The 21,658-nt window shown below is 66.4% G+C and carries 27 protein-coding genes; 14 read left to right on the forward strand and 13 right to left on the reverse strand.

Translation table 11 applies throughout. From position 1 onward, the window contains the following. Positions 1 to 68: 68 nt before the first annotated feature. A complete protein-coding gene (locus AmiPiv_RS21325) occupies positions 69 to 836 on the reverse strand; it encodes a class I SAM-dependent methyltransferase (RefSeq protein WP_340040618.1) in 768 nt (255 codons plus the stop codon). 116 nt (positions 837 to 952) lie between these two features. On the opposite strand from AmiPiv_RS21325, the gene gloB reads away from it, so the two are divergent. Beyond that, positions 953 to 1,720 (forward strand): hydroxyacylglutathione hydrolase, encoded by a 768-nt coding sequence (gene gloB / locus AmiPiv_RS21330; RefSeq protein ID WP_340040620.1) that lies wholly within the window; start codon positions 953 to 955, stop codon positions 1,718 to 1,720. A 1-nt stretch (position 1,721) separates the two neighbouring features. Next, positions 1,722 to 2,153 carry a cupin domain-containing protein gene (locus tag AmiPiv_RS21335; RefSeq protein ID WP_340040622.1) on the forward strand — a complete coding sequence of 144 codons (432 nt, stop codon included), beginning with the start codon at positions 1,722 to 1,724 and terminating at the stop codon, positions 2,151 to 2,153. 9 nt (positions 2,154 to 2,162) lie between these two features. Here AmiPiv_RS21335 and yddG read toward each other — a convergent pair whose 3' ends face one another. Both yddG and AmiPiv_RS21345 read right to left on the reverse strand, forming a co-directional pair. Next, complete coding sequence (yddG, locus tag AmiPiv_RS21340) at positions 2,163 to 3,065, reverse strand: aromatic amino acid exporter YddG (RefSeq protein ID WP_340040624.1); 903 nt, start codon at positions 3,063 to 3,065, stop codon at positions 2,163 to 2,165. A gap of 24 nt (positions 3,066 to 3,089) precedes the next feature. Next, positions 3,090 to 3,866: a DUF3108 domain-containing protein gene (locus AmiPiv_RS21345; RefSeq protein WP_340040626.1), complete on the reverse strand. Its 777-nt coding sequence runs from the start codon at positions 3,864 to 3,866 to the stop codon at positions 3,090 to 3,092. 247 nt (positions 3,867 to 4,113) lie between these two features. Here AmiPiv_RS21345 and rpmB point away from each other — a divergent pair, with 247 nt between their 5' ends. Together rpmB and AmiPiv_RS21355 are read left to right on the forward strand one after the other, a co-directional pair. Next, the gene (gene rpmB / locus AmiPiv_RS21350; RefSeq protein WP_340040628.1) at positions 4,114 to 4,407 is read left to right on the forward strand and encodes a 50S ribosomal protein L28; all 294 of its coding nucleotides are present in this window, start codon (positions 4,114 to 4,116) and stop codon (positions 4,405 to 4,407) included. A 121-nt stretch (positions 4,408 to 4,528) separates the two neighbouring features. Continuing rightward, the gene (locus AmiPiv_RS21355) at positions 4,529 to 5,212 is read left to right on the forward strand and encodes a queuosine precursor transporter (protein ID WP_340040629.1); all 684 of its coding nucleotides are present in this window, start codon (positions 4,529 to 4,531) and stop codon (positions 5,210 to 5,212) included. 6 nt (positions 5,213 to 5,218) lie between these two features. Here AmiPiv_RS21355 and AmiPiv_RS21360 read toward each other — a convergent pair whose 3' ends face one another. Then, positions 5,219 to 5,647 carry an Lrp/AsnC family transcriptional regulator gene (locus tag AmiPiv_RS21360; protein WP_340040630.1) on the reverse strand — a complete coding sequence of 143 codons (429 nt, stop codon included), beginning with the start codon at positions 5,645 to 5,647 and terminating at the stop codon, positions 5,219 to 5,221. A gap of 123 nt (positions 5,648 to 5,770) precedes the next feature. Here AmiPiv_RS21360 and AmiPiv_RS21365 point away from each other — a divergent pair, with 123 nt between their 5' ends. Next, positions 5,771 to 6,871 carry a saccharopine dehydrogenase family protein gene (locus AmiPiv_RS21365; RefSeq protein WP_340040631.1) on the forward strand — a complete coding sequence of 367 codons (1,101 nt, stop codon included), beginning with the start codon at positions 5,771 to 5,773 and terminating at the stop codon, positions 6,869 to 6,871. 187 nt (positions 6,872 to 7,058) lie between these two features. Here AmiPiv_RS21365 and AmiPiv_RS21370 read toward each other — a convergent pair whose 3' ends face one another. The 4 genes from AmiPiv_RS21370 to AmiPiv_RS21385 form a co-directional block, all read right to left on the reverse strand. Next, positions 7,059 to 8,078: an esterase-like activity of phytase family protein gene (locus AmiPiv_RS21370; protein WP_340040632.1), complete on the reverse strand. Its 1,020-nt coding sequence runs from the start codon at positions 8,076 to 8,078 to the stop codon at positions 7,059 to 7,061. Next, positions 8,075 to 9,973 (reverse strand): cobaltochelatase subunit CobT, encoded by a 1,899-nt coding sequence (gene cobT / locus AmiPiv_RS21375; RefSeq protein ID WP_340040633.1) that lies wholly within the window; start codon positions 9,971 to 9,973, stop codon positions 8,075 to 8,077. Before cobT ends, AmiPiv_RS21370 begins: the two co-directional genes overlap by 4 nt. Positions 9,974 to 9,984: 11 nt before the next feature. Continuing rightward, the gene (gene cobS, locus AmiPiv_RS21380; RefSeq protein WP_340040634.1) at positions 9,985 to 10,971 is read right to left on the reverse strand and encodes a cobaltochelatase subunit CobS; all 987 of its coding nucleotides are present in this window, start codon (positions 10,969 to 10,971) and stop codon (positions 9,985 to 9,987) included. A 116-nt stretch (positions 10,972 to 11,087) separates the two neighbouring features. Then, positions 11,088 to 11,696 carry a J domain-containing protein gene (locus AmiPiv_RS21385; RefSeq protein WP_340040635.1) on the reverse strand — a complete coding sequence of 203 codons (609 nt, stop codon included), beginning with the start codon at positions 11,694 to 11,696 and terminating at the stop codon, positions 11,088 to 11,090. 145 nt (positions 11,697 to 11,841) lie between these two features. On the opposite strand from AmiPiv_RS21385, the gene AmiPiv_RS21390 reads away from it, so the two are divergent. The 4 genes from AmiPiv_RS21390 (at position 11,842) to AmiPiv_RS21405 (ending at position 13,755) form a co-directional block, all read left to right on the forward strand. Beyond that, on the forward strand, positions 11,842 to 12,144 hold the full coding sequence (locus tag AmiPiv_RS21390; RefSeq protein ID WP_340040636.1) for a BolA family protein: 303 nt from the start codon (positions 11,842 to 11,844) through the stop codon (positions 12,142 to 12,144). A gap of 69 nt (positions 12,145 to 12,213) precedes the next feature. Beyond that, complete coding sequence (locus tag AmiPiv_RS21395; RefSeq protein WP_340040637.1) at positions 12,214 to 12,558, forward strand: ArsR/SmtB family transcription factor; 345 nt, start codon at positions 12,214 to 12,216, stop codon at positions 12,556 to 12,558. Between the two features lie 4 nt (positions 12,559 to 12,562). Then, positions 12,563 to 13,093, forward strand: a complete 531-nt coding sequence (locus AmiPiv_RS21400; RefSeq protein WP_340040638.1) for an arsenate reductase ArsC — start codon at positions 12,563 to 12,565, stop codon at positions 13,091 to 13,093. Then, the gene (locus AmiPiv_RS21405; protein WP_340040639.1) at positions 13,090 to 13,755 is read left to right on the forward strand and encodes an MIP/aquaporin family protein; all 666 of its coding nucleotides are present in this window, start codon (positions 13,090 to 13,092) and stop codon (positions 13,753 to 13,755) included. The genes AmiPiv_RS21400 and AmiPiv_RS21405 overlap by 4 nt, the downstream gene beginning before the upstream one ends. Positions 13,756 to 13,792: 37 nt before the next feature. On the opposite strand, the gene AmiPiv_RS21410 is transcribed toward AmiPiv_RS21405, so the two are convergent. From AmiPiv_RS21410 to AmiPiv_RS21430, 5 genes are all read right to left on the reverse strand, one after another. Next, on the reverse strand, positions 13,793 to 14,191 hold the full coding sequence (locus AmiPiv_RS21410) for a type II toxin-antitoxin system VapC family toxin (protein ID WP_340040640.1): 399 nt from the start codon (positions 14,189 to 14,191) through the stop codon (positions 13,793 to 13,795). Continuing rightward, positions 14,188 to 14,421, reverse strand: coding sequence for a type II toxin-antitoxin system Phd/YefM family antitoxin (locus tag AmiPiv_RS21415; RefSeq protein WP_340040641.1), 234 nt, complete (start codon positions 14,419 to 14,421; stop codon positions 14,188 to 14,190). Before AmiPiv_RS21415 ends, AmiPiv_RS21410 begins: the two co-directional genes overlap by 4 nt. Before the next feature lie 61 nt (positions 14,422 to 14,482). Next, the gene (locus AmiPiv_RS21420; protein ID WP_340040642.1) at positions 14,483 to 15,400 is read right to left on the reverse strand and encodes an HlyC/CorC family transporter; all 918 of its coding nucleotides are present in this window, start codon (positions 15,398 to 15,400) and stop codon (positions 14,483 to 14,485) included. A 160-nt stretch (positions 15,401 to 15,560) separates the two neighbouring features. After that, positions 15,561 to 16,670: a 3-dehydroquinate synthase gene (gene aroB / locus AmiPiv_RS21425; RefSeq protein ID WP_340040643.1), complete on the reverse strand. Its 1,110-nt coding sequence runs from the start codon at positions 16,668 to 16,670 to the stop codon at positions 15,561 to 15,563. Beyond that, positions 16,667 to 17,290: a shikimate kinase gene (locus tag AmiPiv_RS21430; RefSeq protein WP_340040644.1), complete on the reverse strand. Its 624-nt coding sequence runs from the start codon at positions 17,288 to 17,290 to the stop codon at positions 16,667 to 16,669. Before AmiPiv_RS21430 ends, aroB begins: the two co-directional genes overlap by 4 nt. A 148-nt stretch (positions 17,291 to 17,438) precedes the next feature. On the opposite strand from AmiPiv_RS21430, the gene AmiPiv_RS21435 reads away from it, so the two are divergent. From AmiPiv_RS21435 to AmiPiv_RS21455, 5 genes are all read left to right on the forward strand, one after another. After that, a complete protein-coding gene (locus tag AmiPiv_RS21435; protein ID WP_340040646.1) occupies positions 17,439 to 17,588 on the forward strand; it encodes a histidine kinase in 150 nt (49 codons plus the stop codon). Next, positions 17,585 to 18,502: a site-specific tyrosine recombinase XerD gene (locus AmiPiv_RS21440; RefSeq protein WP_340040648.1), complete on the forward strand. Its 918-nt coding sequence runs from the start codon at positions 17,585 to 17,587 to the stop codon at positions 18,500 to 18,502. The genes AmiPiv_RS21435 and AmiPiv_RS21440 overlap by 4 nt, the downstream gene beginning before the upstream one ends. Positions 18,503 to 18,599: 97 nt before the next feature. Beyond that, on the forward strand, positions 18,600 to 19,550 hold the full coding sequence (locus AmiPiv_RS21445) for an acetyl-CoA carboxylase carboxyltransferase subunit alpha (protein WP_340040650.1): 951 nt from the start codon (positions 18,600 to 18,602) through the stop codon (positions 19,548 to 19,550). Between the two features lie 223 nt (positions 19,551 to 19,773). Next, positions 19,774 to 21,030, forward strand: coding sequence for a murein L,D-transpeptidase family protein (locus AmiPiv_RS21450; RefSeq protein WP_340040652.1), 1,257 nt, complete (start codon positions 19,774 to 19,776; stop codon positions 21,028 to 21,030). Between the two features lie 5 nt (positions 21,031 to 21,035). Next, positions 21,036 to 21,269, forward strand: coding sequence for a sulfurtransferase TusA family protein (locus tag AmiPiv_RS21455; RefSeq protein ID WP_340040654.1), 234 nt, complete (start codon positions 21,036 to 21,038; stop codon positions 21,267 to 21,269). Positions 21,270 to 21,658: the final 389 nt, after the last annotated feature.

The raw sequence follows: 21,658 nt of genomic DNA on the forward strand, positions 1-21,658 counted from the left end.
GTTACGCCGGAAGAGTTTGCCGCAACCGTGGCGGAATGGAAGAGGCAGCCAGCCTCCCGCGAGACGATTCAGCCGCCGCGTTCATCCCCGCGCCGCAGCGCCGGAAAGCCGCGCGTGGCGCCGCTCGGCGACAGGACCGGCACGAAGACGCGGCGCGACGCCCGCTGCGCCACCGGCACGCCCTGGTAGACGCGCTTCTGCGCCTCGACGACGATGACGCCCGAGAAGATCGGCCAGAAGCTGCGGCCGGCGCGTTCGAACAGATGATGGAAGCGCATCATCCATTTCCGCCGCGACGGCGGGAAGTGCAGCGCATCCGACCACGAGGCCACCGTGAAGTTGGCCTCGCGCAGGAGTTCGTTGAGCTGGCCGGAGGAGAACGGCCGCCCGGTGCCGAACGGCGTATGCTCGAAGCGTGCCCAGACGCCGCGCCGGTTGGGCACGACGATGACGACGCGACCGGCGGGCGAGAGCACGCGCCAGATCTCTTTCAGCGTCTCGCGCGGGCTTTCGGCATGTTCGAGCGAATGCACCAGAAGCATCCGGTCGATCGAGGAATCGACCAGCGGCAGCTCCTCGTCGAAGACGAGCGCCGTGGACGTCGGCCCCTCCGATGGCCACACCACCGCGCCTTGCGTCGCCGGCATGAAGGCGAAGACGCGCTCGGCATCGGCACCGAACCGGTCGAGCCAGGGCAGCGCATAGCCGAGCCCGACCAGCCGCTCGTTGGGCACGCCGGCCCAGACCGATGACAGCGCCATGGTGATCGACTGTTCGGCCAGTCGGCCGAGCGGTGACGAATAGAACGAGCGAAGGTCGACGATGTCGGAGTTCATGACGCGACGGTAGCGGCGAGACGCGCGGACTTCAACGATGCGCAGCGCGGTCCCGGCAATTGGGGTGACAGGCCGGGGCGCGCGCCCTATCGTCTCGGGATGAACGGAGTTTCGCGATGACGGTCGAGATCGAGCTTTTCATGTGCCGCACTGACAATTTCGGCGCGCTGCTGCACCATCCACAGAGCGGCGAGACGGCGATCATCGACGCGCCCGAGGAAGGCCCGATCCTCGCGGCGATAGAACGACGCGGCTGGCGGCCGTCTATGATCCTGACGACGCACCATCACGGCGACCACGTCGAGGCGAACCTCGCGCTGAAGAAACGTTTCAACCTCCGCATCGTCGGGCCCGAAGCCGAGCGCGACCGGATTCCCGGCATCGACGACACGGTCGAGGAAGGCTCGGTCATACCCTTCGGCGACGAGACGGTCACGGTCATCGAGACGCCGGGACATACGGCAGGCCATGTCTGCTACCACCTGCCCAAATCGAAGGTGATCTTCACCGCCGACACGCTGTTTGCGCTGGGCTGCGGCCGCCTGTTCGAGCGCCCCGCGCCGGTGATGCACGGCTCGCTGAAGAAGCTCGCCGCCCTGCCCGCCGAAACGGTCGTCTATTGCGGCCACGAATACACGCTGTCGAACGCACGCTTCGCGCTGACGGTCGATCCCGACAACGCCGCGTTGAAGGCACGCGCCGATAAAATCGAGAAGCTGCGCGCCGAAGGCAAGGCGACGCTGCCGACGACGATCGGCGAGGAACTCGCCACCAATCCGTTCCTGCGCTGGGCCGATCCGGCGGTCAGGCGGCATCTCGGCATGGAGAAGGCCGCCGACGTCGACGTGTTCGCCGAAATCCGCCGCCGCAAGGACAATTTCTGAGATGTATGCCGCCGAGATCATCGCCACGCTCGGCATGCGCCGCCACCCGGAGGGCGGCTGGTATGCCGAGACCTTTCGCGACGCCCCGGCCGGCGGCCCGCATGGCGCACGCGGGCATTCGACGGCAATCTACTTCCTGCTCGAGCGCGGCGACGTCTCGGCCTGGCACCGGGTCAAGGATGCCGCCGAGATCTGGCTTTTCCATGCCGGCGACCCGATCGAACTCAGGCTGCACCAGGCGGGCGGCGGCATCTCCTCCCATAGCCTCGGCGTCGACCTCGCCGCCGGCGAAAGGCCGCAGATCATCGTGCCGGCCGGCTGGTGGCAGACCGCGCGCAGCCTTGGCGACTGGACGCTCGTCAGCTGCACCGTCGCGCCGGGCTTCGAGTTCTCGCAGTTCGAGCTCGCCGAACCCGGCTGGGAACCGATGTAGGCCGGTTCCTCAGGCTCCGGCCCCGTCGGTGGCCGCGCGGCCTTGGGCCCGCCTGCCGAAGATGAGCGATTTCGCCGCCAGCACCGCGCCGCCGGTGATCAGCACGCAGGCGGCGAGGATGCGCAAGCTGGGCTCCGCCACGCCGGCCACGATCAGCACCAGCGTCGACAGCAGCGGCGCCGCATAGCTCGCAGCACCCAGCACCTGGATGTTGCCGCGCTTGACGCCGATGTCCCAGGCGTAGAAGGCAGCCCCCACCGGCATCAGGCCGAGCCCGAGCACGGCCAGCCACTGGCCGGCATCGGCGGGCAGCACCGTCTCCTCGAGCGCGAGGTGGGAGATGAAGGAGAGCACGGACGTGGCCAGGCAGAACCAGGTGACGACCGTGGTCGGCACCGCCGGGAAGCGCCGCGACAATAGCGAATAGCCCGACCACAGGAACGCGCAGGCGAAAGCCATGGCGTAGCCGAAGCTGTAGCGCGGATCGAAGGCCAGCCCGCCGCCCTTGGTGACGATCAGGAAGGTACCCGCGAGCCCCATCAGAGCGCCGGCGATGTGATTCCAGTGCAGCCGCTCGCCCGGCATCAGCGCCGAGCCCAGCACGATGAACAGCGGCCAGAGATAGGCGATCAGGCTGGCCTCGACCGCCGGCGCGTTGCGCAGCGCGGTGAAGTAGAAGAAGTGGTAGCCGAACAGGCCGGCGATGCCGATGACCCAGACCTGCGGCGGAATTCTCGCCGCCCGGTGGGGCTTCGGCATGAACAGCCGCGCCACGAGCCCGACGACGGTGCCGATGGCGAAGGTCATGGCCGAGAGCAGGAACGGCGGCACCGAGCCGGACGCGTCGGTGAGCAGCGCCAGCAGCGCCCACATGGCGACCGCCGAAAAACCAATGAGTGTCGCCCGCGCCACTACCCCTCCCCGGGCGCAGCCGCCCTATTCGGTCGCTTCGAACCGCCGCGCCCTGACCGTGATCGTGCCGATCTCGGTGCCGACGGTGGCGTAGATCGGTGCGTATACTCCGGTTTCTCCGACCGGCGCAAACGTCACCATGATCCGGCTGCGGTCGCGCAGGAAGACCAGCGCCTTCTTGTCGGTCCGGTAGCCCGAGACCGGCTGGAAGCCCATGCGGCAGGTGACGGTCTGGCCCTTGAAGCCCTCGGTCGACATCTCCCCGGTCGAGACGGCCGTCAGGCGCAGGTCGACACGGAGCTCGCCGTCATACATCTTGACGGTCCGGCCGCAGACCTTGTCGAGGCTGGGCGCCCGGACGATGGTCGCCGCGATCGGGTCGGCGACGCCGCGCAGGTCGTCCGCACCGAGCGGTATCCAGGTCTTGCCGCGCTTCTTGGGGGCCGGAACGACCTCAGTGCTGGCGACCTTGTCGCCGGAGAAGCGGATGTCCACCAGCGAGGCCTTCTTGCCGGACACATAGTCGGCGCGGAACGACGTCGGCCGGATGCCCGCCTCGCCGATGCTGCCGCGCGACGAGATCGTGCCGCGCGTATCGTCGAAGATGGCGCCGAGCCCGGCGCTGGAGACCTTGCCGCTGATCGCGTAGGTGCCGCCGTCGTAGCTGCTGTCGAAATTGGCCCTGGCCAGGGGAATGCCGAGGAAGGACAGCGAATAATCGCCCCTGAAGGTCTGCTCCGCCGCCACCGAGGGCGAGAGCGCCAGGGCCAGTGCGAGCGGGGCAAGCGCGATGCGGCGCATTGGCGAATAACCTCAACTTCAGCGGAAGCAGGCTTCCGGCTGTTCGCGTCCCTCGTGAGCGGTTATAGAAGCAATTCCGGCCTTTGTATGAAGTTGGGGGCAAGTCGGAAGAACCACGCATGCGCTTGACGCGCCGGTGAAATGCAACTATGGAACGCCAACTTTTTCCATGAGGCCGCCTGACTGAGACCGCGCGCCATTAGGTGCGTCACAGCCGCTTGGTCCGCCAGAACTGAAGGTATGTAACATGTCCCGCGCTTGCGAACTCACCGGTAAGGCCGTCATGACCGGCAACAATGTGAGCCACGCCAACAACAAGACCCGTCGTCGCTTCCTGCCGAACCTGGTCAATGTCACGCTGATCTCGGAAGTTCTGAACCAGAACGTCCGCCTGCGCATTTCGGCCAACGCGCTTCGCTCGGTCGAGCACCGCGGCGGTCTCGACGCCTTCCTGGCCAAGGCCGACGTTGCCGAGCTGTCGCAGCGCGCCCGTCTGCTCAAGAAGCAGATCGCCAAGAAGACCGCCGAGCAGGCTGCCTGATAGCGAATCAAGGCGGGGGACGACCGCCTGGAGCCTCTGAGCGCCCGCAAGGACGAGAGAGGCTCCGACCAAATGCCCGGGCACTGCCCGCAAAGCTGGTTCCATCACCCAGGATAAAAAAATGAACTCCGGTTCAAAGTACCTGCCCTTCGTGGCGGCCATGGCGCTTGTCGTCGTCGCTTCCAACATCCTCGTCCAGTTCCCGATGCAGGGACAGGTCGGATCGCTCGCCCTTGCCGACGTCCTGACCTGGGGCGCCTTCACCTATCCCTTCTCGTTCCTGGTCACCGACCTCGCCAACCGCCGCTACGGCCCGAAGATGGCGCGGCGGATCGTCTTCGTCGGCTTCATGACCGCGGTGGTCTGCTCGATCGTCATCCCGCCGGTCCTGTTCAGCTATGGCCTCATTCCCTTCGACACCGCCGCCGCAAGGCTGGCGCGCATCGCCACGGCCTCGGGCGCGGCGTTCCTGACCGCGCAGCTGCTCGACGTCACCGTGTTCAACTGGCTGCGCCGGCAGAGCTGGTGGCGCGCGCCGATCTTCGGCACGCTGGTCGGCTCGGTGTTCGACACGGCGATCTTCTTCGGCGTCGCCTTCGCGGCGGCCTTCGCCTTCATCGGCCCGGAGGACGCCTTCGCGCTCGAACCGGCGCCGCTGTTCGGCGTCATGGCCGCCGAGGCGCCGCGCTGGGTGTCCTGGGCGCTGGGCGACCTGATCGTGAAGCTCTTGATCGCTTTCTTCGCGCTCATCCCCTACAGGCTGATCGCGGCACGCTGGAGCCAGCCAGCCCTCGCTGCCGGCTGATTCCCCCTATCGGTCGATCCGCGTCGACAGGATGATCGACGACAGGGTGCGCTCGACGCCTTCGAGCGCGCCGATCCTGTCGATCACCGCGTCGAGATCCTGCACCGAGGGCGCCTCGACGACGACGATCATGTCGAAATTGCCGCTCACCGAATGCAGCGTGCGCACCTCGGGGATCCGCTTCAGCACCGCCTCCACCGCCGCAGAGACCTTGGGAAGTGCCGTGACCAGGATGTGGGCGCGGACGAGGTTCTTCTCGTAGTCGGGCGACAGCCTGACGCTGTAGCCGGCGATCACCCCGCGCTTTTCCAGCCGCTCCAGCCGGCTTTGCACCGTCGTCCGCGACACGCCGAGCTTGCGGGCGAGGTCGGCGGTCGAGGCGCGCGCGTTCTCGCGCAGGAGGTTCAGCAGGGTGCGGTCGGAGTCGCTTGTCATTTCGCCGATACTCTTCGTCGTTTCGACCAAAACATATCGACTTTTCGTCGTTCTCGATACTGCCTTTCGACGAGACGCGACCGTAGAATCGCGCGCGAAATCGCACTCCAAGGGGACATGACCATGAAACAAATCGTTGTCGTAGGCGCAGGCAAGATCGGCTCGACCATCGCCGACATGCTGGCGGAGACCGGCGACTACAAGGTGACCGTGGTCGACCGCTCGCAGGCCGCGCTCGACGCGCTGGAGGTGAGCGGCAACGTCGAGACCAGACAGGTCGAGATCGCCGAGGCCGGCGCGCTGGACGCCGTGCTGGCCGGCAAATTCGCCGTGATGTCGGCCGCACCCTTCCACCTGACCACCAGGATCGCCGAAGCCGCCGCCAAGGCCGGCGTGCACTATCTCGACCTGACCGAGGACGTCGCCTCCACCCGCATCGTCAAGGAACTGGCCGCCAAGGCCAACAGCGCCTTCATCCCGCAGTGCGGCCTGGCCCCGGGCTTCATCTCCATCGTCGCCAACGACCTCGCCAAGCGCTTCGATTCGCTGGAGAGCGTGCGCATGCGCGTCGGCGCCCTGCCGCAGTACCCGTCGAACGCGCTCAACTACAACCTGACCTGGAGCACCGACGGCGTCATCAACGAATATTGCGAGCCATGCGAGGCAATCGTCGAGGGCGAGCTGATCGAGGTTCCGCCGCTCGAGGAGCGCGAGGAGTTTTCGCTCGACGGCATCACCTACGAGGCGTTCAACACCTCGGGCGGCCTCGGCACGCTGTGCGAAACCTATGAAGGCAAGGTGCGCACGCTCAACTACCGCACCATCCGCTACCCCGGCCATGCCTCGATCATGAAGGCGCTGCTCAACGATCTCGGCCTGCGCCACCGCCGCGAGGTGCTGAAGGACATCCTCGAAAACGCCCTGCCGGCGACGCTGCAGGACGTTGTCGTGATCTTCGTCACCGTCAGCGGCCGCAAGGGCGGACGCCTGCTGCAGGAGAGCTACGCCAACAAGATCTATAGCCGCCAGCTGGGCAAGCTTGTCCGCAGCGCCATCCAGATCACCACGGCCTCCGGCATCTGCGCCGTGCTCGACATGCTGGCCAACGGCGCGCTGCCGCAGAAGGGCTTCATCCGCCAGGAAGACATCGCGCTCGACGCCTTCCTCGCCAACCGCTTCGGCCGCAACTACGCGCAGGCCGCGGCAAGCCATCTGGCGGCCTGATCGCCGGACGCCTTGCGGGGAGGATACCCCGGAGGTCAACAAGTTACGAGCAGCGAGGGGTTAGGGGACCCCTCGCTTTTTTTTGCGTCGTGCGTGGGTTCGGCGTGAACTCGGCGCCGCTTTGCTATCGCAGTGAAGGCACCCCCACCCCTAACCCCGCCCCTAGAGGGGGAGGGAAAGCCTGAGCTCAATCCTCGTGGAGCCTGAATTCCAGGTAGAGATTGCGCTGCAGGATCGAGTGGTTGTCGTCCGAGATCAGCGACACCATCTGCGCGCCGTCCTCCCGCCGCCAGACGTCCAGCCCTTCCATGTTGTCGATCTGGTAGCCCATGTCGGCGGTTAGCAGTACCGGCCCGTCGGCGACCTGGCCGCGGCCGATGCTGTCGCCGGCGATGCGCCGCAGCCGCATCTTCACGCCCGAGGCGATGGAGAAGCTGCGTTCGAGCAGGAGCAGGTCGCCACCAGGCAGGAAGGCGCCGTCGGTGATGTCGAATTCGCCGTCGCGGCGGACCGTGAAGACGCCCTTGTTCGGCCCTTCGATGATCGCCGCGAAGATGTTGCCGGCCTTGTCGAGGCTCTTTTCGGAGACCACCACCAGCCCACCCTTGTCGGCAGAGTAGGCGACCGTCTCGAAGCCGCGGTTCTGGCGCAGTTCGTTGCGCGGCACGACGAAGTCGAGCTGGCGGAAATCCGACTTCATGGCGTCGGGCTCGATGCGGAACTGGGCGACGCGGTGGGTGCGTTCGAAGCCGACGGTGGCGATGCCGTCCCTGGCATCGAGACCCTCAGCATCCGCCAGCCACTTCTTCTCGATGACGTTGCCGGAGGCGTCGACCATCTGGACCATGCGGAAACTCTCGATCCCGACCGGCCGCATGTCCGCATCCCTGACGACGCTGCCGAAGAACCAGAAGCCGGTGTCGGCAACGCCGATGAAATCGCCGCCCGGCTTGAGGAAGCGGAACGACGAGAGCGCGCCGAGATTGCGCGACAACGAGGTGAGCTCGAGCCCGCCGACGAATTCGAGCGGGCCGAACATGGTCTCGTCGCGACCGACCTGGAACCTGTCGATCGGACGCACGGAGACCTCGATCTGCTCGATCGACGGAATTTCGGCGACCGACGAACCAGTCAGCGACGCCGACATGGCCAGCGCCGCGACCGCAGCGAAGGCCAGGTGCCTCAATCGGGCCAGTAGAGACGTCATCCAGCGCGCCGGAAGCCGCCGCGGCGCGTGTCGCGCGCGCTTTCCTCGTCGAACAGCGAGGCGAGCTGCTCGGTCATGGCACCGGCCAGTTCCTCGGCGTCGACGATGGTGACGGCGCGGCGATAGTAGCGCGTCACGTCGTGGCCGATGCCGATGGCCAACAGCTCGACCGGCGAGCGCGTCTCGATCAGGTCGATGACGGCGCGCAGGTGGCGCTCCAGGTAGTTGCCGGGGTTCACCGACAGCGTCGAATCGTCGACCGGCGCGCCGTCCGAGATCATCATCAGGATCTTGCGCTGCTCCGGCCGCGCGATCAGGCGCTGGTGCGCCCACAGCAGCGCTTCGCCGTCGATGTTCTCCTTGAGCAGGCCCTCGCGCATCATCAGGCCGAGGTTGCGGCGGGCGCGGCGCCATGGCGCATCGGCGCTCTTGTAGATGATGTGCCTGAGGTCGTTGAGGCGGCCGGGATTCGCCGGCTTGCCGTCCTTCAGCCACTTCTCGCGCGCCTGCCCGCCCTTCCACGCACGCGTGGTGAAGCCGAGGATCTCGACGGAGACGCCGCAGCGCTCCAGCGTGCGCGCCAGGATGTCGGCGCAGGTGGCGGCGACCGTGATCGGCCGGCCGCGCATCGAGCCGGAATTGTCGAGCACCAGGGTGACCACGGTGTCGCGGAACTTGGTGTCGCGCTCCTGCTTGAACGACAGCGGCTGCATCGGGTCGATGACGACGCGCACGAGGCGCGCCGGATCGAGATAGCCTTCTTCCAGGTCGAAATCCCAGGAGCGGTTCTGCTGCGCCATCAGGCGGCGCTGCAGGCGGTTGGCGAGCCGGCCGACCACGCCCTGCAGGTTGGCGAGCTGCTTGTCGAGGAAGGCGCGCAGGCGGTCGAGTTCGTCTTCCTCGCACAGCTCCTCGGCACCCACCGTCTCGTCGAAGGACGTGGTGAAGACCTTGTAGTCGATTTCCCTGGGCAGGTTGGCGAAGGGATTGTCCTGGCGGCGGGCCTCGCCCGGCGTCTCGGAATCGGTATCGTCGTCGTCGGACATGTCGTCGGAGGTGGCGTCGGCCGCCTCCATCTCGCCCGAAGGCTCCTCCTCGGCCGAGGATTCGGCATCGTCGGATTCCGACTGGTCGGCGCCCGAATCGTCCTCGCCGCCCTCCTCGCTCTGGTCGTCGCCCTGCTGCTCCTCGTCGTCCTGATCCTCGTTGTCCTCGGTCTCCTGGTCGTCGCCCAGTTCCTCGGCCATTTCGAGCGATGCCAGCATCTCGCGCACGACGCGCGCAAAAGCCTGCTGGTCGCCGAGATTCTGGGCGAGATGGCCAAGGTCCGCGCCGGCCTTGTCCTCCACCCATTTGCGCCAGAGCCCGACCATGCGCTCGCCGCTCTTGGGCGCCGGGCGGCCCGTCAGCTTCTCGCGCACCATCAGGGCCAGCGCCTCTTCGAGCGGCGCTTCGGATTGTTCGGTGACGTCGGCGAGATTGGCCTTGGCGTATTTGTCCTCGAGCATCGAGGAGATGTTCTCGGCGACGCCGGCCATGGCGCGGCTGCCGATCGCCTCGACGCGGGCCTGCTCGACGGCGTCGTAGATGGCGCGGGCCTGTTTGCCCTCGGGCGCGAGCCGGGCATGGACACGGTTGTCGTGGCAGGCGCGCTTCAGTGCCATGGAATCGCCGAGACCGCGCGTCACCGCGATGTCGTTGGCGGTGGCCTTCTTCGGCAGCTCGGGCAGCCGGGCGCGGTTGCCGGCGAGCGCCGGCCGCTCCTTGGCGAAGGCGACCTCGAACTCGTTGTCGCCGGAAATGGCGCGCATGCAGACGGTCATGGCGCGCTTGAAGCCGTCCGCTTCCGAGCCCGTCTTGGATTTGTTGCGCGTGTTGTCGCCCGGCCCCGCCATTTGAGCCCGTTCTACCCCAACACGACGTTGGCGGATGATTCCGGCAGGTCCTCGCCGAAGGCGCGCTGGTAGAACTCGGCCACGACCGAGCGCTCGAGCTCGTCGCACTTGTTGAGGAAGGTCAGCCGGAAGGCCATGCCGACATCGCCGAAGATCTCGGCGTTCTCGGCCCAGGTGATGACCGTGCGCGGGCTCATGACCGTCGACAGGTCGCCATTGACGAAGGCCGAGCGCGTCATGTCGGCGACGCGGACCATCTTGTTGACGATCTCCTTGCCCTTCGCATCGCGATAGTGCTTGGCCTTGGCGACGACGATGTTCACTTCGTTGTCGTGCGGCAGGTAGTTGAGCGTGGTCACGATCGACCAGCGGTCCATCTGCGCCTGGTTGATCTGCTGCGTGCCGTGATAGAGGCCGGTCGTATCGCCGAGGCCGACCGTGTTGGCGGTGGCGAACAGGCGGAAGGCCGGGTGCGGGCGGATGACGCGGCTCTGGTCGAGCAGCGTGAGCCGGCCCGAGGATTCGAGCACGCGCTGGATGACGAACATCACGTCGGGGCGGCCCGCATCGTATTCGTCGAAGCAAAGCGCAACGTTGTGCTGGTAGGCCCAGGGCAGGATGCCGTCGCGGAACTCGGTGACCTGCATACCTTCCTTGACGACGATGGCATCCTTGCCGACCAGATCGATACGGCTGACGTGGCTGTCGAGATTGACGCGCACGCAGGGCCAGTTGAGGCGGGCTGCGACCTGCTCGATATGGGTCGACTTGCCGGTGCCGTGGTAGCCCGACACCATGACGCGGCGGTTATAGGCGAAGCCGGCGAGGATCGCCATCGTGGTCGCCCTGTCGAACAGGTAGTCGGGATCGACATCCGGGACATGCTCGCTGGCAACCGAATAGGCCGGCACGACCATCTTCGAATCGAACCCGAAGGTGTCTTTCACCGACACCGTCGTGTCCGGCAGGTTGGTGATGTCGCGATCGACCTTGTTCATAGCGTCTCCACGCGCGTGACGTCAGGCCACGCCGGCAATCGAAATTTCTTCGCGGGCGGTCTTAATGCCTTTTCCAGCCGGAGGATAGTTGGAAAAAAGCCGCGCCCGCGGCTGGCTCAACACAATCCCGCCTGCTTGAGCACGCGGTAGGCCTGGAGCACATCCCTGAAGCGCTCCTCGGAGCCGCGGTCGCCGCCATTGGCGTCGGGGTGGTGACGCTTCACCAGTTCCTTGTAGCGCGCCTTGATGTCGGCGCCGGAGGCCTTCGAATCGAGCCCCAGCGTCTCCAGCGCCTTGGCTTCGAGCGGCTTTGCCTTGCGCTGGCGCGGCGTGCCCTGGCCGCCGAACATGTTGAAGGGATCGCGCATGCGTGCGTAGTAGCCGGCACGGCCCGAGCGCTGCTGGGCGAAATCGGGCGCCGAGCGCGTCGAACTGTTGGCGCCCATGGTCCACGTCGGGCGATGGCCGGTCAGCGCCTCCTTCTGGAAGCGCGCGATCTCGCTGTCGGCGAGGCCGGAGAAATAGTTGAAGCCCTTGTTGTACTCGCGCACGTGGTGGAAGCAGAATTTGAAATACTGCCCCTCGGCCATGCGGCCGACCGGGGCACGATGCGTGCCCGGCTCGTTGCAGCCGTCCCACTGGCAGAGCGGCGCGCGCGCCTTGGCCTCCGCTTCCGGATCGGGCCGGACGCGGATCTTGTCGAAATATTTCGGGTTCGGCTTCATCTGATGACATTTACCGCCTGAACGAGCGGCGAAACAAGAATTGACATTTCCAGGATGATCGCCCTAACCCCTGATTTGCGGCCCAATTGAGCCAGAAGGCTGTGATTGGTGGCGACGAAGACACATGTGGTGAAAGGTGAGCCCGATGTCCATACAGGCGTCCATCGAAGACAAGCTCAACAAGGCATTTTTGCCCGAGCGCCTTGCCGTCATCAACGAAAGCCACCTGCACGCTGGCCATCACCATGTCGACGGCGGCCATGAAGCGGTTTTCGACGGCTCCGGCGAGACGCATTTCCGCATCCGCATCGTTGCGCCAGCCTTTGCCGGCATGAGCCGCATCGACCGCCACCGCGCCGTCAACGAGGCACTGGCGGCCGAGCTGAAGGCTGGCCTGCACGCACTCGCCATCGAGCCCGCGGCACCCGGCGAAGCGACGCGCTGGTAGCCAGCAACTCCGCACCGGACGGCAACCAACCGTCATCCAGCTGTCACATATATCCATTAGTCTGGATATATGGATGCAAACGAGACGATCGAAGCGCTGGCAGCACTTGCCCAGCCAACGCGGCTGGAGGCCTTCCGCAGGCTGGCCGCCGCCGGGCCCGACGGCATAGCCGCCGGCGAACTGGCGCGCCGCCTCGGCGTTCCGCAGAACACCATGTCGGCGCACCTCGCCGTGCTCGTCCGCGCCGGCCTGGCCGGTAGCGACCGCAACGGCCGCTCGATCGTCTACCGCGCCGACCTGCCTGCGCTGCGCGGCGTCCTCACCTTCCTGCTGGAAGATTGCTGCGGCGGCAGGCCCGAAGACTGCACGCCGCTGCTTGCCGACCTTTCCCCCTGCTGCGTTCCATCGGAGTGACCCCGTGACCCACCGGCCCTTCAACGTGCTTTTCCTCTGCACCGGCAACAGCGCCCGCTCGATCCTGGCCGAGGGCATCCTGCGCAAGGACGGCGCGCCCCATTTCAACGCCTTCTCCGCCGGCAGCCAGCCCAAGGGCGCGGTCAACCCGTTTGCGCTGAAGGTGCTCGAAAGCTACGGCTATCCGGCCGACGGCTTCAGGTCGAAGACCTGGGACGAATTCGCCGTCGAAGGCGCGCCGCAGATGGATTTCATCTTCACCGTCTGCGACGACGCGGCCGGCGAAGCCTGCCCGATCTGGCCCGGACATCCCGCCAATGCCCACTGGGGCATCGAGGATCCGAGCCATGTCGAGGGCACCGACATCGACAAGGAAGCCGCCTTCGTCACCGCCTTCAAATACATGCGCAACCGCATCCGGGCGTTCACCTCCCTGCCGATCGCCAGCCTCGACCGCATGGCGCTGACCTCCCACCTCGAGGAGATCGGCCGGATGGAAGGCGCTTCGGGCAAGGCCGGCGCGCGTGCGAAATGACCAGTGAGCCGATGCCCCGCCGCCTGTTTGCCGAAGCGCTCGGGACTGCCTTCCTGCTTGCTGCCGTCGTCGGCTCGGGGATCATGGCGGAGCGATTGTCGGACGGCAATGTCGCGCTCGCCCTGCTGTGCAACGCGCTCGCCACCGGGGCGATGCTGGTCGTGCTGATCACCATATTCGGACCGGTTTCGGGTGCACATTTCAACCCGGCGGTCAGCCTGTCCATGGCACTCGAACGTCGCCTCGCATGGCCGGACTTGGTGCCTTACGTCGCCGCACAAGTGGCCGGGGCAATCCTCGGCGTGGCCGTCGCGCACGTGATGTTCGACCTGCCCGTCCTGCAGCTGTCGGCGACGGCCCGCAGCGGCCCCGGCCAGTGGCTGGGCGAGGCGGTGGCGACCTTCGGCCTGGTGCTGACCATTTTCGGCTGCATCGCCCGGGCGCCGAAATTGACGCCGGCGGCGGTCGGCCTCTACATCCTGGCCGCCTACTGGTTCACCTCGTCGACATCCTTCGCCAACCCGGCGGTGACGGTCGCACGCGCGCTCACCAACAGCTTTGCCGGAATCGCGCCCTCGGACGCACCGGCCTTCATCGCCGCGCAGCTGGCGGGGGCCGCGCTCGGTCTCGCAGCCGCCAGATTGCTCTGGCGCGATGCTTGATCCCACGCGTCGACGAAGGAGTGTCGGCTCCCCTGAGCTACCAGATGCTCTTCACATGCGGATAGAGCGCGATCTTGCTGTCGGCCGTTACCAACGGCGCCGCCAGTTCACGGGCCAGCGCGACAATCATGCGATCCGCCGGATCGGCATGGAACTCACCAGGCAGGGTAACGCTGCGAACAGCGAGCAGGTTGTCGACCGGAACAAAGCGAAAGCCCTCGATCCCGCCGGCGAGGCCCAGCCAGCGCTCGACATCCATCGCCAAACTCAGCCTCCCCTTCGAGACCAGCATCACGATCTCCCAGGCGGAGATAGACGACGCCACGACGCCATCCCCGATCAGTGCAACGTCGATGGCATTCCTCGCAGCCGACGACAGTCTCGAGGCGTCGCCACCGATCCACCAGACGAGCGCATGGGTGTCCAGGACGATCATCTCGACGCGTCCCAGTCCTCCGCGCCGACAGGCTCGAACGGATCGTCATAACGAAGCACCGACCCCTTCAGCACATCCAAGGGGTTGCGGTCCTTTTCGTCGATGCGCCGAATCTCCAGCTTCGGCTTGCCATGATCGGTGACGATCAGCGGCTCGCCGGTCGCCTCGATTTCCCGGAAATATTCGAGCGCTTTTGCCTTGAACTCGGATTTGGAAACGCGAGCGGTCATCGCACCATCTCCTGCTTGGCAAACAAGATAGCTCAATTATGACCATGGTCAATGACCATGGTCACGACTTAGGCGATCCCGGCTGCGGCTCCACCGTCGCCGGCCTGATGCGGATGCGCGCCAGCCGGTTCTTGTCGCGCTTCATGACGATGAAGCGCTTGCCATGGAAGGTGAAGGCCTGCTTCTCCTCCGGGATCGACTGGGTCTCGTGGATGACGAGGCCGGCGATCGTCGTCGCCTCGTCGTCGGGCAGGTGCCAGTCGAGGGCGCGGTTGAGGTCGCGGATCGGCACGGACCCGTCGACGACCACCGAGCCGTCGGACTCCTGCTTGACGCCCTGGACGTCGATGTCGTGCTCGTCGGCAATCTCGCCGACGATCTCCTCGATGATGTCCTCGAGCGTCACCAGCCCTTCGACCTCGCCATATTCGTCGACGACGATGGCGAAGTGCTGCTTGCGCCGCAGGAAGGCGTTGAGCTGCTCCTGCAAGGTGGTGGTGTCGGGAACGAACCAGGGCTTTGAGGCAATCTTGAGCACGTCCACCCTGGCGTAGTCGCCCTCGACCTCGTTGAGGGCGCGCAGCAGGTCCTTGGCGTGGATGACGCCGACGATGTTGTCGATGGTGCTGCGCCACAGCGGCATGCGCGTATAGGGGCTCTGCAGCATCTCGCGCACCAGCGCTTCCGGCGCGATGTCGGCGTTGAACAGCCGCATGTTGGTGCGGTGGACCATCACGTCCGAGACTTCGAGCTCGCGCAGGTCGAGCAGGCCGCCGACCTGGTCGCGGTCCTGCTTGACCACGTGCCCCTCGCGGTGGAACTCGTCCACCGCTCCGCGCAGTTCGTCATGCGCCGAACGCTGCGGCGTCAGCGCGACGATCTCGTAGCCGAGGGCCGCCAGCAGCCCGCGACGGAACGCCAGAAAGGCCAGGATCAGCCCGGCCAGAACCGCCGCGACGATCCAGCCGGCGCCTGTCATTGCCGATGAGCCTCGCCCGCAAACTGCCCCTCATCCGCCTGCCGGCACCTTCTCCCCGCTTGCGGGGAGAAGGACGAAGCTCCGGCGTTGACGCCCCCCTCTCCCCGCCTGCGGGGAGAGGGTAAGGGTGAGGGGCGAATTATGGCTAAGGCAGCCGTACTCATCCCGGGTGATTCTCCTTGAGGAAGGACAGCACTTCGGAGGCCGGCACGTCCTTGGCGATGAAGGACTGGCCGATGCCGTGCGTCAGGATGAAGGTGAGCGCGCCGCGCGTGACCTTCTTGTCCTGGGTGATGTAGCCGAACAAAGCATCGGCATCCGGCAGGCTGCCGGGGATGTCTGACATGCGCCACGGCAGGCCGACGTCGCGCAGATGCGCCTCGACGCGCGCCGCCGCGTCAGGGCTCGCGAGGTTGAGGCGGGCCGAGAAGCGGTGCGCCAGCGCCATGCCGATGGCGACGCCCTCGCCATGGACCAGCCGGGCGCCGTCATAGGCGGTTGCCGCCTCCAGCGCATGGCCGAAGGTGTGGCCGAGATTGAGCAGGGCGCGGTCGCCGGTCTCGAATTCGTCGCGCGCGACGACGTCGGCCTTGGCGCGGCAGGACTGGGCGATGGCCTCGGTGCGGGCCGGGCCGCCGGAGAATACCTCCTGCCAGTTCTTTTCCAGCCAGGCGAAGAAGTCGGGCCGGTCGATGAGCCCGTATTTGGCGACCTCGGCATAGCCGGCGCGGAACTCGCGCGCGGGCAGCGTGTCGAGGGCGTCGGTATCGGCCAGCACCAGCTTCGGCTGGTGGAACACGCCGATCAGGTTCTTGCCGCGGGGGCTGTTGATGCCGGTCTTGCCGCCGACGGAGGAATCGACCTGCGCGAGCAGCGAGGTCGGCATCTGCACGAAGTTCATGCCGCGGCGGACGATGCCGGCGGCAAAGCCCGTCAGGTCGCCGATGACGCCGCCGCCGAGCGCGATGACGGCGTCGCCGCGTTCGAGCCGTGCGGCCAGGATCGCGTCGACCACCGCCTGCAGGTGCTCGAAGCTCTTTGTCTTTTCGCCGGCCGGAAGCTTGATGACGGCAGGCGGGTTGCCCGTCGCCGAAAGGCTCTCGACCAGCGGCTCGAGATGCGCAGCAGCCACGTTCTCGTCGGTGACGATTGCCGAGCGCGCCTTGGGCAGGCGCTGATGGACCAGTTCGCCGCCGCGCGCGATCAGCCCCGGGCCGATGAGGATGTCATAGGCGCGATCGCCGAGCCCGACTTCGACTGTGACCGTCATTCGTGATCCTCCGAAGCATCAGAGACGTGGATCCGGACGGATACGCCGAGATGGTTGCACAGCGTCTCGATCACCTCGCTGGCGATCGCTTCCTTGCGGTCGTCGCGCGTCGGCACGGTGAGGTCGGCGAGCGCGTAGACCGGATAGCGCTCGTCCATAAGCTTGGCGAGCACGGCGCGCGGGTCGGCATTCTGCAGCAACGGCCGGTTCTGCTTCTTGGAGACGCGCTCCATCAGAAGGTCGAGTTCCGCCTTCAGCCAGACCGAGACGCCATGGGCGGCAATCGCCGCCCGGGTCTGGGCGTTCATGAACGCGCCGCCGCCGGTCGACAGCACCTGCGGTCCGCTTTCCAGCACCCGGCCGATGACCCGCTGCTCCAGCGCCCGGAACTCGGCCTCGCCGTAGCGCTCGAAGAGTTCGGGAATGGTCATGCGCGACACCGCCTCGATCTCGTGGTCGCTGTCGATGAAACCGAGGCCGAGCGCCTGGGCGACCTTGCGGCCGATGGCGGTCTTGCCCGCGCCCATCAGCCCGACGAAGACGATGGAACGGGTGCCGAGCCGTTCGAGCAGCGCCGTGCTGGAGCCGTCGGGCGATGGGTTGTGCGCGTCGGGTGTCATGGCTTCCCTTTCGTCGGCGTATCGACATGAAAAGCCCCGTTGCGTCAAGCGCATGCGCCGTTCCAACCTTGAAATGGCGCGAACGCCGTCCCATAAGGGCACACGACTCACTGATACCGCGACTTAGGGCAGACGGGCGAACACATCGATGCCGACGCTTTTCCGGTTCCTTGTCACACTCGCGGTTCTGGCGGGCATCGCCTACGGCGCCATGGTCGCGCTGGTGATGTTCGTCGAGCCGAAGAAGGCCGAGATCTCGGTCCGTATCCCGCCCGAGAAGCTCACCCCGAAGAAATGAACAGCGGCGCGCGCATCGAGGCCTTCCTCGAAATGATGGCTGCCGAGCGCGGCGCCGCCGACAACACGCTGGCAAGCTACCGCCGTGACCTCGAGGACGCCTCCGACCATCTCGGCGGCCGCCTCGCCGACGCCGACGCCGCCGGCATCCGCGACTATCTCGACAACCTGGCCGGCCGCGGCTTCGCCACGACGTCGCAGGCGCGCAGGCTGTCGGCCCTGCGCCAGTTCTTCCGCTTCCTCTATGCCGAAGGCCTGCGCGGCGACGATCCCACCGGCATCGTCGACAGCCCGAAGAAGGACCGCGCCCTGCCCAAGACGATGAGCGAGGGCGACACCGGCCGCCTGCTCGACCGCGCGGCAAGCGAGGCAGCAAGCCCGGAAGCAGCCGGAACCGACGGGCTGGCCGCCGCGCGCCTGCATGCGCTCGTCGAGGTGCTCTATGCCACCGGCCTGCGCGTCTCCGAGCTGGTCAGCCTGCCGCTGACGGTGGCGCTGCGCGACGAACGCTTCTTCGTCGTGCGCGGCAAGGGCGACAAGGAACGCATGGTTCCGCTTTCGGCCAAGGCGCGTGACGCGATGCGGCGCTGGCTGGAGGAGCGCAACGCCAACCCCAGGCTCGCCGAAAGCTCGTTCCTGTTTCCCGCCGCGTCCGAGAGCGGGCACCTGCCCCGCCAGGTCTTCGCCCGCGACCTCAAGGGACTGGCCGCCCGCGCCGGCATTCCGGCAGCCAAGATATCGCCGCACGTGCTGCGCCACGCGTTCGCAAGTCATCTGCTGCAGAACGGGGCCGACCTGCGCGCCGTACAGCAATTGCTCGGCCATTCCGACATCTCGACCACCCAGATCTACACGCATGTTCTGGAAGAACGGCTGTTGAAACTGGTCAACGAGCATCACCCGCTTGCCGATTAGGGCCCATATCGCTATGTGAGTGCCTCGTTCCGCTGGCGCGGCGCCATAAATTCCGGCGCCCCGGCGCCCCTATTTAAGCGTGGTAGTCTGCTCGCCAATGTACAATTACCTCGATTTCGAAAAGCCGGTTGCCGACCTCGAAGGCAAAATCCTCGAGCTCAAGAAGCTCGCCGAGAACGGCGAGGCTGTCGACGTCGGTGAGGAGATCAAGCGGCTGGAGAAGCGTTCGCGCGATGCGCTGCGCGATGCCTACAAGGCGCTGACGCCATGGCAGAGGGTGCAGGTGGCACGCCATCCCGACCGCCCGCACTGCCTCGACTACGTCAGGGCCCTGTTCACTGACTTCACCATGCTCGCCGGCGACCGCGCCTTCGGCGAGGACGCGGCCATGATCGGCGGCTTCGCCCGCTTCCGCGGCGAGCCGGTGCTGGTGCTCGGCCAGGAAAAGGGTTCCGACACCAAGAGCCGCCTCAAGCACAATTTCGGCTCGGTGCGCCCCGAGGGCTACCGCAAGGCCGTGCGCCTGATGGAAATGGCCGACCGCTTCAAGATTCCAGTCGTCATGCTGGTCGACACCGCCGGCGCCTATCCCGGCGTCGGCGCCGAGGAGCGCGGCCAGGCCGAGGCCATCGCCCGTTCGACCTCCGCCTGCCTGGCCCTCAAGGTGCCCTCGATCGCCGTCGTCATCGGCGAAGGCGGCTCCGGCGGCGCGATCGCGATCGCCACGGCCAACCGCGTGTTCATGCTCGAACACGCCATCTACTCGGTGATTTCGCCGGAAGGTGCTGCCTCGATCCTCTGGCGCGACACGACGCGTTCCAAGGACGCGGCGACAAACATGAAGATCACCGCGCAGGACCTGCTCGACCTCAAGATCATCGACCAGATCATCAACGAACCCCTCGGCGGCGCGCACCGCAACGCGGAAGCCGTGATCTCAGCCACCGGCGACCTGATCGCCAAGACGCTCAAGGACTTCGCCGGCTCCAACATCGACTTCCGCGAGCAGCGCCGCGAGAAATATCTGTCGATCGGCCGCAGCCTCTGATTGCGTTAGCTGTGGCCAAAGCTGGCCACAGCACCTTTTCGCCACAAAATCGCCGCCTCGCCAAGTTCAATGGAATTGCCGTGGATTTTGCGCGCGGGGACGGGCCGAAACTTGCGGTAAGGAATTATCAAGGTTAACGACCCTAAGGTCGAAGCAAACCAGGACGGGCCGGAGCCGATGGCGTGCAACCGCCACGGCCGCAATTGAGACGATTCTAGTTCCGATGATTGCCAGCATCACACGCGCCGGATTGCTTGTCGCCGCACTCGCGGTCGGCGGATGTTCGGAATCCGCCATCAACGACTTCGCTCCCAAGAACAAGGGGCTGTCGGAGAAGGTCCTCTCCGAAATGAAGACGAAGAGCATGACGCGCACCTCGCCGATCATGGCCCGCATCTTCAAGGAGGAGGGCAAGCTCGAGATCTGGAAGCAGAAGACCAACGGGCGCTACGACATCATCGCCAGCTACGACATCTGCAAATGGTCGGGCAAGCTCGGCCCGAAATTCACCGAAGGCGACCGGCAGGCGCCCGAAGGCTTCTATTCGGTGCGTCCGGCGCAGATGAATCCGAATTCGAGCTATTATCTGTCGTTCAATATCGGCTACCCGAACGCCTATGACCGCGCCAACGGGCGCACTGGCACGAACCTGATGGTGCACGGCGCCTGCTCCTCGGCCGGCTGCTATTCGATGACCAACGAGCAGATCGACGACATCTATGCCTTCGGTCTCGAAGCCTTCAAGGGCGGACAGACGGAGTTCCAGATCCAGGCCTACCCCTTCCGCATGACCGCCGCCAACATGGCGCGCTACCGCAGCGACCCGAACTATGCGTTCTGGCAGATGCTGAAGGAGGGCTACGACCACTTCGAGATCACCAAGGTTCCGCCCAAGGTCGACGTCTGCGAGAAGCGCTATGTCTTCAACCGCACCCCGGAAGCCGGCGCGGCCTTCAACCCTACCGGCGCGTGCCCGGCCTCGACGCAGCCGCCGGGACTGATGTCCGCCTACCAGGCCTACCAGACCAAGTACGAGGCCGCCTTGGCCAGCGCCACGCGCGGCAACTCCGAAGCCGTCAAGCCGTCGATCGTCGGCGTCCAGGAGGCCAACCTCGTTTCCGACTGGAGCAAGCGGCGGGCCCGCGGCGAACGCGTGACCATCGAACCGCCGTCCATGGCGCATGACGGGACCGTCACCCAGACGGCCCGGATGGGCCGGATCGACTCGCCCGAGGGCCGCAGAATGGCGGCGCTGGATGCCGAGGCGGCCGCAACGAAGAAGGCGGCCGAAGAAAAGGCGGCAGCGGTAGCAGCGGCGAAAGCCGCCAAGATCGCCGCCGAGCAGCAGAAGGCTGCGGCCGCGGCTGCACCGGCGCCCGTCGCCGAGGCGCCTGCCCAGGCCGCCCAGGCGGCTCCTGCCGAGGACGGCAGCGCCGCCTCCAAGCTGAAGAAGAGGCTGCTCGGCCTGTTCGGCAGCTGAGCGACGTGAGCGAGACCACGGACATCTACGACCTCAGGGGGCTCAACTGCCCCCTCCCGGTGCTGAAGGCCAAGCGGCGCCTGGCCGACATGGCGACGGGCAGCCGGCTCTGGCTCGAAACCACCGATCCGCTTGCCGTCATCGACATCCCCGCCTTCTGCCAGGACGCCGGCCACACGCTGGTCGAGACGATGGCGGTCGCGGGCGGCCACCGCTTCCTTGTGGAACGGGGCGGCTGAGCAGCGCGCCAGCGTGGCGTGTCCTTCGAGGCTCGCCTGCCAATGACTTTTTTCGATCTACGTGCGCCGACGAGGTCTCGCACCACAGGATGGGGGGCGGTAGGCCTCTCCACCGATTTCAATCCCCCCTCACCGCCTCGCTTCGCTCGGCACCTCTCCCCCACTTTGTGGGGGCGAGGAATCGCCACTCACGAGGGTCGCGGCCATTGCGGGCCCCATAGTTCGGTGCTTCCTCTTTTCTTCGGATCGCGGAAACGCTCCATCTCCTTGTTTTGACGGAATTCCGGACGGACAACCGCTTCGCGCTCTTCCGGGAAGCGCTCCAGGAGATGCGATCTCGCAGGACATGGGTTCCTCTCCCCCACGCAGTGGGGGAGAGGTGCGGAGCC

Source organism: Aminobacter sp. Piv2-1 (assembly GCF_037625995.1).
Classification (GTDB): Bacteria; Pseudomonadota; Alphaproteobacteria; order Rhizobiales; family Rhizobiaceae; genus Aminobacter.